General features: G+C 73.9%; 1 protein-coding gene (only partly in view). It reads right to left on the reverse strand.

The annotated features are described in order from the left end of the window. A protein-coding gene (locus V4Y04_RS03545; RefSeq protein ID WP_332425771.1) for a non-ribosomal peptide synthase/polyketide synthase crosses the window boundary here: on the reverse strand, window positions 1–15385 show its 3' portion. The gene runs 13739 nt beyond the window's last position; only the last 15385 of its 29124 coding nucleotides appear in the window; its start codon lies off the right edge, out of view — the gene reads right to left on this strand; its stop codon occupies window positions 1–3.

Below are 15385 nucleotides of genomic sequence, written 5' to 3' on the forward strand. Positions count from 1 at the left end.
TCAGGTGGTGTGGGGGCGGTCGGTGCTCTCCAGACGTTCCGCGACGGCACGGCCGATCTCTGTGACGGGGCCGGGCAGAGTCATGTCGTGGTGACCGCAGGCGACGGGGTGCGGGTCGAGGCGTCCGCCGACGTACGGCGTCCAGGATGTGGGGGCCGGCGCGTCCGTCCCCGGGTCCGGTTCGGCGGTGAACAGCAGGACGTCACCGTCGAAGTGCCGGGGGGTGAACTCCCGTTGCAGCCGGGCGTGGCGGGCGGCGATGCCGGGCCACACCCGCAGCGTCCGCGGCGGGATGTCGGTGAGGGGCGCGCCCTCGCGCCGCAGGACCTCGCGGGCCGCCTCCGCGTCCACCGGGCCGCCGTCCGGGAAGCCGGGCGCCTCGTGGCCGAGGAACCGCAACAGCCGGGCGAGGACGTCGCCGTCCGTCCGGTCCTGCGAGGGCGATCCGTCGGCCTCGGCACGCTCGGCGGCGGCGGCGGTCGCGTCCGGTGGGAAGGCGTCGAGCAGAGCCAGCAGCGCGACGTCCTCCCCCACCTCACGCAGCCGCACCGCCATCTCGTGGGCCACCAGGCCGCCGAAAGACCAGCCCAGCAGGTGGTACGGGCCCTCGGGCTGGACCTCGCGGATCCGGGCCAGGTAGTCCTCGGCCATCTCGCCCACGGACGCGGGCGGTTCCTCGGCCCGGGCCAGCCCCCTGGCCTGGAGCCCGTACAGCGGCCGGTCCTCGCCGAGGGAGCGGAGCAGGCCGGCGTACGGCCAGCTCAGCCCGGCCCACGGGTGGACGCAGAACAGGGGCGGCCGGGTGCCCGTGGCGCGCAGCGGCAGCAGGACCTCCAGGGCCCGTGTCGCCTCCTCGGCTCCGGTCCCACACCCGCCGCCGGAACGCAGCAGACGGGCCAGGGCTTCGGGGGTCGGCGCGTCGAACAGCGAGCGGATGCCCAGGGCGGTACCGGAGCCGGAGCCGGTGGCCGAGCGGATACGGCCCAGCAGCCGGACCGCGAGCAACGAATGTCCACCCAGCTCGAAGAAGCTGTCCTCTGGGCCGGCCCGGTCCACGCCGAGCACCTCGGCGAACAGCTCACAGAGCAGCCGCTCCTCGGCGTCGCGCGGCGGGCGCCCGCCTCCGGGTGCGATGAACGAGGGTTCGGGCAGCGCCTTGCGGTCCAGCTTGCCGTTCACGGTGAGGGGCAGGTCCGGCAGGGTCACGACGACCGCGGGCACCATGTACTCCGGCAGGTGCTCCGCGACGTACTGCCGCAACAGGGCCGGATCGACGGACGCGGGGGCCGGGTGGGCGACGGCGGGCACTGCGTAGGCGATCAGCCGAGCCTCGCCCTGCCCGTCGGCCCGTACGACGACGGCGGCGCGGGCGATGCCGGGGTGGGCGCGCAGGACCGCCTCGACCTCGCCCGGCTCGATCCGTACTCCGCGCACCTTGACCTGTTGGTCGGCGCGGCCCAGGTACTCCAGTGCACCGTCGGCACGCCGGCGGGCCAGGTCGCCGGTGCGGTACATGCGCCCGCCCGTTCCGTACGGGTCGGCGACGAAGCGTTCGGCGGTCAGCGCGGGCCTGCCGTGGTAGCCGCGCGCCAGCTGTACCCCGGCGAGGTACAGCTCGCCGGTGGCCCCGGGCGGCACCGGACGCAGCCCCGCGTCCAGGACGTACACCCGGGTGTTCCAGACCGGTCGGCCGATCGGCACGGGGCCCCGGGCGTCCGGCTCGCAGTCCCAGTGGGTGACGTCGACGGCCGCCTCCGTGGGGCCGTACAGGTTGTGCAGCGACACCTCGGGCAGCACGGTGTGGAAGCGGGCCGCCAGGTCGGCGGGAAGTTCCTCGCCGCTGCACACCACCCGGCGCAGTCCGGTGCACCCGGCCGCGGCGGGCTCGTCGAGGAACGCGCCGAGCATCGACGGCACGAAGTGCGCCGTCGTCACGTTTTCGGCGCGTATCAGCTCCGCCAGGTAGGCCGGGTCCCGGTGTCCGTCGGGACGGGCGACGACCAGGGCCGCGCCGGTGACGAGCGGCCAGAAAAGCTCCCACACGGAGACGTCGAAGCCGGCCGGGGTCTTGTGCAGCACCCGGTCCCCGGCGGTGAGCCCGTACGCGTCCTGCATCCACAGCAGGCGGTTGACGACGGCCTCGTGCGAGACGGCGACGCCCTTGGGCCGGCCGGTGGAGCCGGAGGTGTGGACGACGTAGGCGGGGTTGCGCGGGTCGGGGGCGGTGTCCATACCGGAGGTGCGTGTGCCGTCGCTGGTGTCGGCGTCCACGATCAGGACGGGCGTGTCGCCTGCGGGCAGCGGGGACTGTGCCGCCACCGCTTCGGTGACCAGGATCAGGACCGGTTCGGTGTCCTCGAGGAGCAGGGCGGTGCGTTCCGCCGGAAGGCCCGGGTCGACGGGGACGTACGCGGCGCCCGTCCCGAGGACCGCCAGGAGGGCTGTGACCAGGTCGGCGGAGCGGGGCACGGCGACGGCGACACGGGTCTCCGGTCCGGCTCCGGCCCGGCGCAGGTGGTCGGCGAGGGCGGAGACGCGGGCGGCCAGCTCGCCGTAGGTCAGCCGCTGTGTCCCGTGGACGACGGCCGGCGCGTCGGGTGTACGGGTGGCCTGGGCGGCGAACAGCTCGGGGAGGGTGGTCGGTGCGAGGGGCACCGCCGTGTCGTTCCACCGGGTGAGGACCAGGTCGCGTTCCTCGTCACGGAGCACGTCGACGGCCGCCAGCCTCCGGCCGGGCTCCGTGGCGAACTCCCGCAGCAGCAGGCCCAGCCGTTCCGCCAGCGCGGTCACGGCCGCGTGGTCGAAGTGCGCGGGCTGGTAGCCGAGGCGGAGGGTGAGGCCACCGCCCGGGGAGTCCGGTGAGCCTTCGGTTCTCCGGGACCCCTGGGTCACGATCAGGCTCAGCGGGTAGTGGGTGGCGTCCCGGCCCTTCACCCCTGTGAGCCGCGGCCCGGAGGCGCCTGCCCGCGGGGCGAGCGACTCCCGGTCGACCGGGTAGTTCTCGAAGACCACGAGGGTGTCGAAGAGCGCGGGGTGGCCGGACAGCCTCGTGACCTCGCTCAGACCGAGGTGCTGGTGGGTCATCAGGGACGACTGGCCGGTCTGGAGTCCGGTGAGCGTCTGGCGGACGGTCGCCCGCGGGTCGAGGGCGACCCGGACGGGAAGTGTGTTGATGAAGAGTCCGACCATGGACTCGACGCCGGGTATCTCCGGCGGGCGGCCCGCGACCGTGGCGCCGAAGACGACGTCGTCACGGCCCGTCATACGGGACAGCAGCACCGCCCAGGCGCCCTGTACCAGGGTGTTGACCGTCAGGCCCGCTTCCCGGGCCAGCCGGTGCAGGGCCGCGACCGTGTCGGAGGGCAGTTCCAGGGCGACGTGGCCTGGTTCGACCGTGGACGTGCCGACCGCCCCGGGGGCGAGCAGCGTCGGTTCGTCCAGCCCGGCCAGCTCGGCGGTCCAGGCTGCCCTGGCGGCCTCCCGGTCCTGGGCCGCGAGCCAGGCGAGGTAGTCGCCGTACGGGGTGACGGCGGGCAGTCCGGCCGCCGGGCCCCGTGCCGCGTACAGCGCGAACATCTCGCGGAGCAGCACGGGCATGGACCAGCCGTCGAGCAGGATGTGGTGCGGCGTCAGGACGAGGCTGTGGTGCTCCTCGTCGTGCTTGACCAGCGCGATCCTCAGCAGCGGAGGCCGCGACAGGTCGAACCGCGCCGACCGCTCCTCCTCGGCGACGCGGTCACGCCGGACGGTGTGCTCCGTCGCCGGTACGCCGGTCAGGTCCACGGTGTGCCAGGGCAGTCCGGGGTCGCGCACGATGACCTGGACGGGGGCTCCGGTGGCGTCGTGCACGAACCCGGCCCGCAGGTTGGCGTGCCGGCGCAGCAGTGCCGTCCATGCCTCGCGCAGGACCGACGCGTCCAGGGGGCCGGCCAGGTCGAGTACGAGCTGGGCGGTGTAGACGTCGGTGTCCTGGGTGTCGTACAGCGCGTGGAACAGGAAGCCGTCCTGGAGCGGGGAGAGCGGGAGGACGTTCTCCAGGCCCGGGTGGGCGGCCTCCAGTGCCTCCACCTGCTCCTGAGTCAGGGACACGAGGGGGAAGTCGGACGGCGTGTGGCCACCGTTCTCCGCGCCCGCGCCCGCCAGGGTCCCAAGGGCCCGGAGCCACCGCTCGGCCAGCTCCCGCACCTCCGCCTCGTCGAGCAGCTCCCCCGCCCACGAGAACGTCGCCGACAGCACCGGGCCGTCCGCCCCGTCGACCGTGAGGGCGTTGATGTCCAAGGCGTGCGCGAGCGGGGTGGCCGGATCGGCGTGGGGTCCCCCGGGCTGTGCGACCGGTGACCAGTCGGCACCGGACGGGGAGGCGGACGTCGGCGTGCGCCCGAGGTAGTTGAAGCCGACCCGGGGCCGGGCGAGACCGGCCAGCGCGGGCGCGGTGTCGGCGTTGAGGTGGCGGAGGAGACCGTACCCCGCGCCGTCACCGGGTATCGCCCGCAACTGCTCCTTGACCCGCTTCACGGCGTCCGCGGGGTCGTCCCCGGAGGCGGTGACGTCGAGCCGTACGGGAAGGACGCGGGTGAACCAGCCGACCGTGCGGGAGAGGTCCACGTCCGGCCGGTCGGTGTCGCGGCCGTGGCCCTCCAGGTCGACCAGCACCCCGCCGTCGGTTTCCACACCCCGCGCCTCGCGCCACTGGCACACCGCGAGGGCCAGCGCGCCCAGCAGCACGTCGTCGACCCCGCCGTGGAAGGCGGCCGGGACCGATGAGAGCAGCGGTGCCGTGTGCGCACCCGGCAGCGTCACCGTCAGCCGTCGTGCCGTGCCGGCGGTGTCGCGTGCGGGGTCCAGGTCCCGGCTGCCGAGCGTCGGCTCACCGCTTCTCGACGTCTCCTGCCAGTACGCGAGTTCGGCGGTCACCCGCGGGTCCTGCGCCCGCTCGCCGAGCAGTCCCGCCCAGCGCCGGAACGACGTGCCCACCGGATCCAGCCGCACCGGCTCACCGGCCGCCACCGACTCCCACGCCTGCCGCAGATCCGGCAGCAGGATCCGCCAGGAGACCCCGTCCACCGCCAGGTGATGCACCACCACCAGCAACCGGCCCGACACCTCCGGACCCGCGTCGAACCACACCACCTGCACCATCACACCCACCTGCGGCGCCAACCGCGCCACCGCCGCACGCACCTCCCCCACCACACCGGCATCGACATCGACATCGACATCGACATCGGCCGAGGACACCCGGCGCACACACCGGGCGGCGTCCACCGACCCACGCGCGCCCACCTCCAGCGCCCAGTCCTCGGACACCCGCAGCCGCAGCACGTCGTGGTGGTCCAGCAGCGCCTGCACCGCCGCCGTCAGCCGCTCCTCCCCCAACCCGGCCGGGACCCGGAGCAGCACCGACTGCTGGAAACCCTCCGCCGTGCCCCGCCACTCCCGCAGCCAGCGCATCACCGGAGTCGCCTCGACCGGACCCGTACCGTCGTCCTCGACAGTGTCCGCCGCTTCCTCGCCGGCGGTGCGGCAGACCTCCGCCAGCGCGGCCGGTGTCCGGTGCTCGAAGATCTCGCGCGGGGTGAGGACCAGACCGGCCCGCCGCGCCCGGCTGACCAGCTGGATCGACATGATGCTGTCCCCGCCCAGCGCGAAGAACCCGTCGTCCGCGCCGACCCGCTCCACGCCCAGCACCTCCGCGAACAGGGCGCAGAGGGTCCGCTCCACGGGAGTGCGCGGTGCCCGTCCTCCGCCCGTCGTGCCGGCGAAGCCGGGCACGGGCAGGGCCGCGCGGTCGAGCTTGGCGTTCGCGGTCAGCGGCAGTGTGTCGAGCAGGAGGATGTCGGAGGGGACCATGTACTCCGGCAGCCGTTCGGCGAGGCTCGCCCGGAGCGTGCCCAGGTCGGGCCCGCGTCCCGGTTCGGGCACGACGTAGCCGACGAGGTGCTTGCCGCCGGAGGGCGCCCGCTGCACGAGGACCACGGCATCGGCGACCTCGTCCTGTTCACCCAGTACGCCCTCGATCTCGCCGAGTTCGATGCGGAAGCCGCGGATCTTGACCTGGTGGTCGGCCCGCCCGAGGAACTCCAGCACTCCCTCCGGGGTCCAGCGCACCAGGTCGCCCGTGCGGTACATACGGGTACCGGCCGGACCGAACGGATCGGCGACGAACCGCTCCGCGGTCAGCGCGGACCGGTGCGCGTAGCCGCGCGCCAAGGCGTCACCGGCGATGTACAGCTCGCCCACCGCGCCGGGCGGCACCGGCCGCAGCCGGCTGTCGAGCACATAGGCCCGCATGCCGTCACGGGAACGGCCGATGGGGACGCTGCCCGGCACCCGGGCCGCGTCCCGCATGGTGTGCTGGGTGGCGAACAGGGTGATCTCGGTCGGGCCGTAGATGTCGGTGACGTCCGTGTTCGGGCACGCGTTCAGGACACGCCGCACGGACGCCGACGAGACCACGTCTCCGCCGGTCAGCACCTCCCGGACCCCCTCCAGGCAGCCGGGGTCCTCCTCCGCGACCACCCGGAACAGTCCGGCGGTGAGCAGCAGCGAGGTCACGCCGTGCGTGCGGACCGTACGGGCGATGGTGGGTACGTCGAGGTCGCCGGGCGGTGCGACGACGACCTCGCCGCCGCCGAGCAGGGGCATCCACAGCTCGTAGGTGGACGGGTCGAAGCCGTACGGCGAGTGCAGCAGCACCCGGTGCGGGACCCTGCCGGCACGAGAGGCGGCACCGGTGTTCCAGCGGCGGTCGGTGGCCAGGCCGACCACTCCGCGATGGGTGATCTCCACGCCCTTCGGCTCGCCGGTGGAGCCGGACGTGAACATCACGTAGGCGGCGCTGTCCGGCAGGACACGCACGGCGGGGGCCCGGACGGGGGGCTCCTCCGGACGGTCGTCATCGCCGGCCGGGACCGGGACCTCGTGCTCGATTCCGGGCAGGGCGTCGGTGGTCGTGCTGCCGTCCGTGACCACGACGCGGCACCCGGCCAGTCGTGTCATCGAGGCGAGTCGGGCCTTGGGCAGTCTTCCGTCGAGGGGCACGTAGACCGCTCCGGCCTTCAGCACGCCGAGGATCGCCGTCACGACCTCCGGCGAACGCTCCATCAGCAGGGCGACACGCTCCTCCGGCTTCACCCCCAGGGACACCAGTCGCGCCGCGAGGCGGTCCGCCCGCTCGTCGAGTTCACGGTACGTCCGCACCCCGCCGTCCCAGCGGACCGCCACGGCCTCCGGCGTACGCGCCACCTGCGCCGCGAACGCCTCGACGACGCTCGTCGCGGTCTTCGTCGTATCCGCGTCGGCGTCGTTCCAGTCGGTGAGGATGCGGTGCCGCTCCTCGGCGGTGAGGACTTCGACGGAACCGGACGGACGGGTGGGGTCGTCGGCGAGTGTCCGCAGCAGCGTCCGGAACCGGCCGGTGAGCGTGCGTGCGGCCTCCTCGGTGAGGAGGTGCGGCATGTAGTGGAGCCGCAGCCACAGTTCGTCGTCGCGGAGTCCGGCGGCGAGGGTCACCGGGTAGTGGGTCGCGTCGTGGACCTTCGAGCCGCTGACGGCGAGACCCGAGGACGGGACGGCCCCTCCGGTGACCGGGTAGTTCTCGAAGACCACGAGGCTGTCGAACAGCCGCGGCAGGCCGGACAGCCTGTTGATCCGGCTCAGACCGATGTGCTGGTGGGCCATCAGCTTCGACTGGGCGGTCTGGACGCGCAGCAGGAGGTCGGCCAGCCGCTCGGCCGGGTCGAGGACGACCCGGACCGGGAGGGTGTTGATGAACAGTCCCGCCATGGACTCGATGCCGGGTATCTCCGGCGGCCGGCCGGAGACCGTCGTACCGAAGACGACGTCGTCGCGGCCGGTCAGCCGGGACAGCAGCAGCGCCCAGGCGCCCTGCACCAGGGTGTTGACCGTCAGGCCCCGGTCCCGCGCCAGCCGGCGCAGTGCCGTCACGGTCGGCGCGGGGAGCTCCGCGCCGATCCTGGCGGGGACGCCCGGTGCCCCGGCGAGGGCGGCCGAGGTGTCCGGGGCCAGGAGGGTCGGCTCCTCCACCCCGTCGAGTTCGTCCGCCCAGGCCCGCTCGGCCGCCTGTCCGTCCTGTACGGCGAGCCAGGCGAGGTAGTCGCTGTAGGGGGTGGACGGCGGCAGGTCCGCGCCGGTGCCGCCGGCGGCGGCGTACAGGGTGAACAGTTCCTTCGCGAGGATCGGGACCGACCAGCCGTCGAACAGGATGTGATGATTCGTCAGGACGAGACGGTGCCGGGTGTCGCTCAGGCCCACGACGGTGAGGCGCATGAGCGGTGCCCGCGCCGGATCGAGGCGCTTCGCGCGCTCCTCGGCGGCGATCCGGCCGGCTTCCGCCTCCGCGTCCGCCTCGGGCAGGGCGCGCAGATCGACGGCTCGCCAGGGGAGTCCGGGGTCGCGCACGACCACCTGGACGGGGACGCCGGCGACGTCGGGCACGAACGCGGCCCGCAGGTTGGCGTGGCGGCGCAGCAGCGCCGTCCATGCCTCCCGCAGGGTCGCCTCGTCCAGCCGTCCGTCCAGGTCCAGTTCGACCTGAGCGGTGTAGACGTCGGTGCCCTCGTGGTCGTAGTGGGCGTGGAAGAGCAGGCCCTCCTGGAGCGGGGAGAGCGGAAGGACGTCCTCCAGGCCGGGATACGCGGCCTCGAGGGCCTCCACCTGCTCCTGGGTCAGGGACACGAGGGGAAAGTCGGACGGCGTGTGGCCACCGGTCCCGGTATTCGTGCCCGCGAGGGTCTCCAGCGCCCGCAGCCACCGCTCGGCCAGCTCCCGCACCTCGGCCTCGTCGAGCAGACCGCCCGCCCACGAGAACGTCGCCGACAGCACCGGACCCTCGGGGCCGTCCTTCGCGATGGCGTTGATCTCGAGAGCGTGCGGCAGTGCCGTCGCCGGGCCGTCGAGTCCGCCCGGCCGGTCGAGCGGAGTCCAGTCGGCCGAGGACACGGAGACCGTGCGGCCCAGGTAGTTGAAACCGATCTGCGGCTCGGCGAGGGCCGCGAGAGCGGTCACGGTCCCGGCGTTCAGATGGCGCAGCAGGCCGTACCCGAAGCCGTCGCCGGGAACGGCCCGCAGCTGTTCCTTGACCCGCTTGACGGCGTCCGCGGGGTCGTCCCCGGAGACGGTGACGTCGAGCCGTACGGGATGGATGCGGGTGAACCAGCCGACGGTACGGGAGAGGTCCGCCTCGACATCGGCGCGGTCGCCGTCACGGCCGTGGCCCTCCAGGTCGACCAGCACCCCGCCGTCGGTTTCCACGCCCCGCGCCTCGCGCCACTGGCGCACCGCGAGGGCCAGCGCGCCCAGCAGCACGTCGTCGATCCCGCCGTGGAAGGCGGCCGGGACCGATGAGAGCAGCGGTGCCGTGTGCGCACCCGGCAGCGTCACCGTCAGGTGCCGGGCGGTGGCGGTGGTGTCCCGCGACCGGTCCAGCGCGCGACGGCCGAGCGGGAGCTCGTCCGTGCCCAGCATGTGCGTCCAGTAGGGGAGTTCCTCCAGCAGTGCCGGGTCCTGCGCCCGCTCGCCGAGCAGTCCCGCCCAGCGCCGGAACGACGTGCCCACCGGATCCAGCCGCACCGGCTCACCGGCCGCCACCGACTCCCACGCCTGCCGCAGATCCGGCAGCAGGATCCGCCAGGAGACCCCGTCCACCGCCAGGTGATGCACCACCACCAGCAACCGGCCCGACACCTCCGGACCCGCGTCGAACCACACCACCTGCACCATCACACCCGACCCCGGCGAGAGCCTCGCCAGCGCCGCACGCACCTCCCCCACCACATCAGCACCCACGGAAGGCACCCGACGGACGCAAAGGGCGGCATCCACCGAACCCCGCTCACCCACCTCCAGCGCCCAGTCCCCGGACACCCGCAGCCGCAGCACGTCGTGGTGGTCCAGCAGCGCCTGCACCGCCGCCGTCAGCCGCTCCTCCCCCAACCCGGCCGGGACCCGGAGCAGCACCGACTGCTGGAAACCCTCCGCCGTGCCCCGCCACTCCCGCAGCCAGCGCATCACCGGAGTCGCCTCGACCGGACCCGTACCGTCGTCCTCCGTCGTGGTGGCGGGGCCGTCGACATCGCGGCACACGTGTGCCAGTGCGGCGGGGTTCTGCCGCTCGAATACATCGCGCGGGGTGAGAATGAGACCGGCCCGCCGCGCCCGGCTGACCAGCTGGATCGACATGATGCTGTCCCCGCCCAGCGCGAAGAACCCGTCGTCCGCGCCGACCCGCTCCACGCCCAGCACATCGGCGAAGAGCGCGCAGAGCAGCCTCTCCCGTTCCGTGCGGGGTTCCCTGCCGCTGCCCGCGCCCTCCGGGTGCGGCACCGGGAGGGCGGTGCGGTCCAGCTTCCCGTGCCGGGTCAGGGGCAGTGCGTCCAGGACCTGCAGGGTGCTCGGGAGCGCGTACTCCGGCAGCCGCTCGGCGGCCAGGGCGCGCAGCCGGTCGGTGTCGAGGGTGCGGCCCGGTTCGGGCACGACGTAGCCGGCAAGGTGCTTGGCACCGGAGGGCGCCCGGTGCACCAGGACGACGGAGTCGGCCACGTCGTCCTGCTCGCCGAGGACCGCCTCGATCTCGCCGAGTTCGATGCGGAAGCCGCGGATCTTGACCTGGTGGTCGGCCCGCCCGAGGAACTCCAGCACTCCCTCCGGGGTCCAGCGCACCAGGTCGCCCGTGCGGTACATACGGGTACCGGCCGGACCGAACGGATCGGCGACGAACCGCTCCGCCGTCTGCGCGAACCAGTTCAGGTAGCCGCGCGCCAGGGCGTCACCGGCGATGTACAGCTCGCCCGGCGCCCCGGGCGGCACCGGCCGCAGCCGGCCGTCGAGCACATAGGCCCGCATGCCGTCACGGGAACGGCCGATCGGCACGGTCGACGGCACCGAACGCCGGTCGTCCATGGTGTGGGCGGTGGCGTACACGGTGATCTCGGTCGGGCCGTACGCGTCGGTGATCACGGTGTCGGGGCAGTGCTCCAGCACCCGGCGGACGGTGGCGGCCGTGACGACATCGCCGCCGACCATCACCTCGCGGACGCCGGCGAGGCAGCCCGGGTCCTCTTCGGCCACCACGCGGAAGAGCCCGGCCGTCAGCAGGAGCAGGGTGACCTCGTGCTCGCGGACCGCCCGGGCGATGGCCGCCACGTCGGGCTCGCCGGGCGGGGCCACCACGACCTCCCCGCCGTTCAGCAGGGGCGTCCACAGTTCGCAGGTGGACGGGTCGAAGCCGTACGGCGAGTGCAGCAGCGTCCGGACGGGGCGATCGGTCGCCGTCCTCGTCCAGTGACGGTCCAGGGCCAGGCTCACCACACCGCGGTGGGTGGCCGTCACGCCCTTCGGCTCGCCGGTGCTGCCCGACGTGAACATCACGTAGGCGGCATTGTCCGGGTGGGAGCGCACCACGGGAGGTGCGACGGCCTGGTCCTGTCGCGGGTCGTCGTCGGTCACCCCGTCGTCGGTCACCGCGAGGAAGTGGGCGGCTCGGGGCAGCAGGCCGGGCGCCGTGCCCCGGTGGGTCTCGTCGGTGACGACCACCGACGCCCCGGTCTGCCGCAGCATCTCGTCCAGCCTGGCCCGGGGCAGGTCGGGGGCGAGGGGTACGTAGGCCGCTCCGGCCTTCAGCACGCCCAGGATCGCCGTCACGGTCTCCGGCGAGCGGTCCATCAGCAGCGCGACCCGGTCCTCCGGACCGGCCCCCAGGGACATCAGCCGTGCCGCGAGGCGGTCCGCCCGCTCGTCGAGTTCACGGTACGTCCGCACCCCGCCGTCCCAGCGGACGGCCACGGCCTCCGGCGTACGCGCCACCTGCGCCGCGAACGCCTCGACGACGCTCGCGGCGGGCTCCACCGCATCCGCGTCGACGTCGTTCCAGTCGGCCAGAATGCGGTGCCGCTCCTCCGGCGACAGCACGTCCACCGTGCCGGCGGGCCGGTGGGGGTCGTCCACGAACGCCCGCAGCACCCGCACGAACCGGTCGGCCAGCACGCATGCTTCCTCGTCGCCGAACGCGGCGAGCGCGTACTCGATGCGCAGGGACAACCCCTGCTCCCGCGGTGCGGCGATCAGCATGAGCCGGTAGTGGGCGGCCTCACGGGTCTCCGCGCGGGTGAGGGTGAGGGAGGTGCCGGTGAGGGCCGTGGCCTTCTCGTCCACCGGATAGTTCTCGTAGACCATGGCCGAGTCGAACAGCCGGGGCAGGCCCGCGAGACTCTGGATGTCGCTCAGCCCGAGGTACTGGTGGGCCATCAGCCCGGCCTGCTCGTCCTGGAGGCCGCGCAGCAGTTCCTCGAGGGTCCGGTCCTGGTCCAGCCGCGCCCTGACGGGCAGGGTGTTGATGAACAGGCCCGCCATGGTCTCGATGCCGGGCACCTCCGGCGGCCGGCCGGACACCGTCGTACCGAAGACCACGTCGTCACGGCCGGTCAGCCGGGACAGCAGCAGCGCCCAGGCGCCCTGGAGAACCGTGTTGACGGTGAGCCCGCGGGACCTGGCCCACGTGACGAGGCGGGTGGCGAGGCCCGGAGGGAGCTCGGGGTGCACCCGTCCGGGGCGCGCGGCCGGCGCCATCCGGTCGGAGGCGGCGGGGGCGACGAGCGTGGGCTCGTCCACCCCCTCCAGAGCCCGGGCCCAGGCGGCGTGCGCGTCGTCACGGTCCTGCGCGGCCAGCCAGCGCAGGTAGTCGCCGTAGGGGGCGGCCCGGGGCAGCGTGGCCGCTGGGCCCCCGGCCGCGTACAGGGCGAACAGATCACGGGCAAGGACGGGCACCGACCAGCCGTCCAACAGGATGTGATGATGCGTCAGAACAAGTCGGTGGCGTTTGTCACCGAGGCGGAGCAGCGCGGCCCGCAGCAGGGGCGGGCGCGCCGGGTCGAAGCGCTCGGCGAGCTCCGCGTCCGCGATCCGGTCGCTCTCCGCGGCCTGCGCGGTGTCGGGCAGGCCGCTCAGGTCGGCCGTCAGCCACGGGAGTCCGGGATCGCGGGCGATCACCTGGACGGGGGTGTCCGTGATGTCGTGGACGAACGCGGCCCGCAGGTTGGCGTGCCGGGCCAGCAGCGCCGTACAGGCGGCCCTGAGCGCGTCCGCGTCGAGCGGACCTTCGAGGTCCAGGCAGAGCTGCGGGGTGTAGACGTCGCTCTCGCCGCCGTCGTAGACGGCGTGGAAGAGCAGTCCCTCCTGGAGCGGGGAGAGCGGAAGGACGTCCTCCAGGCCGGGATACGCGGCCTCGAGGGCCTCCACCTGCTCCTGGGTCAGGGACACGAGGGGGAAGTCGGACGGCGTGTGGCCACCGGTCCCGGTATTCGTGCCCGCGATGGTCTCCAGCGCCCGCAGCCACCGCTCGGCCAGCTCCCGCACCTCGGCCTCGTCGAGCAGACCGCCCGCCCACGAGAACGTCGCCGACAGCACCGGACCCTCCGCCCCGTCGACCGCGACCGCGTTGACGTCGAGCGCGTGCAGCAGCGGGGTGGCCGGATCTGTACCGGCGCCCAGTCCGTGCGCGTCGTCGGCCACCGTCCAGTCGGTGCTTCCGGCTGTGCTTCCGGACGCGGACGAAGCCTGGGCGTCCAGGGACGTGGTCATACGGCCGAGGTAGTTGAAGCCGATCTGCGGCCGGGCGCAGTGCATCAGGAGCGGGGCCGTCTGCGGGTTGAGGTAGCGCAGCAGGCCGTGGCCGAAGCCCTGTCCCGGCACCCGGCCGAGCTGCTCCTTGGCCTGCTTGGCCGCGTCCACCGGATCGTCGCCCGTGACGTCGAGCCGTACGGGGTGGACCCGGGTGAACCAGCCCACCGTGCGGGAGAGGTCCACGTCCGGCCGGTCGGTGTCGCGGCCGTGGCCCTCCAGGTCGACCAGCACCCCGCCGTCGGTTTCCACGCCCCGCGCCTCGCGCCACTGGCGCACCGCGAGGGCCAGTGCGCCCAGCAGCACGTCGTCGACGCCGCCGTGGAAGGCGGCCGGGACGGACGACAGCAGCGGTGCCGTGTGCGTCCCCGGCAGCGTCACCGTGAGCTGCCGCGCCGTGCCCACCGTGTCCTGCACGGGGTTCAGCGGGCGGGAACCGAGTGGCGGCTCCGGGGCCGCGAACGTGTCGGTCCAGTAGGGGAGTTCCTCCAGCAGTGCCGGGTCCTGCGCCCGCTCGCCGAGCAGTCCCGCCCAGCGCCGGAACGACGTGCCCACCGGATCCAGCCGCACCGGCTCACCGGCCGCCACCGACTCCCACGCCTGCCGCAGATCCGGCAGCAGGATCCGCCAGGAGACCCCGTCCACCGCCAGGTGATGCACCACCACCAGCAACCGGCCCGACACCTCCGGACCCGCGTCGAACCACACCACCTGCACCATCACACCCGACCCCGGCGAGAGCCTCGCCAGCGCCGCACGCATCTCCCCCACCACACCGCCACCGGCGTCGGCGCCGACCGAGGGCACCCGGTGGACACACCGGGCAGCATCCACCGAACCGCGCTCGCCCACCTCCAGCGCCCAAACCAGTCCGCCCGCCGTCCGGGTCAGCCGCAGTCGCAGGGCGTCGTGGTGGTCCAGCAGCGCCTGCACCGCCGCCGTCAGCCGCTCCTCCCCCAACCCGGCCGGGACCTGGAGCAGCACCGACTGGTGGAAGGCTTCGACGGGGCCGCGGCGCTCGCGCAACCTGTGGACGATCGGGGTGAGTTCGACGGGTCCCGTCCCGTCGTCCTCGGCGCGGACGGCCGGCCGGTCGTCCACGCGCCTGCTGACCCGCGCGAGTTCGGCCACCGTCTGATGGGTGAAGACATCGCGCGGGGTGAGGACCAGACCGGCCCGCCGCGCCCGGCTGACCAGCTGGATCGACATGATGCTGTCCCCGCCCAGCGCGAAGAACCCCTCGTCCACGCCCACGCTCCCGGCACCGATGCCGAGCAGTTCGGCGAAGATGCGGCAGAGGGTCTCCTCGGCCGGGGTGCGCGGCGCGCGTCCTCCGTCCGCCGTGCCGGTGGGATCGGGAACGGGCAGGGCCGCGCGGTCCAGCTTGCCGTGGGGGGTGACGGGGAGGGCGTCGAGCACCATGATCTCGGCGGGGACCAGGTACTCGGGCAGGGTGTCGGCGGCCCGGCGGCGCACCTGTCCCCCGTCCAGGGTGCGGCCCCGCTCGGGCACGACGTAGCCGACCAGGCGCCGGCCGCCGGAGGGAGCCTCATGGGCCACGACCACGGCGGCGCTCACACCCTCCTGCTCGCCGAGCGCGGCCGCGGCCTCGCCCGGCTCGACGCGTACGCCGCCGACCTTGACCTGGTCGTCGACGCGGCCCAGGTACTCCAGTTCGCCGTTCTCCGTCCAGCGGGCGAGGTCGCCGCTGCGGTACATCCGGGAGCCGGGCGGGCCGAAGGGGTCGGCG

The organism is Streptomyces sp. P9-A2, assembly GCF_036634175.1.
Lineage (GTDB): Bacteria > Actinomycetota > Actinomycetes > Streptomycetales > Streptomycetaceae > Streptomyces > Streptomyces pratens.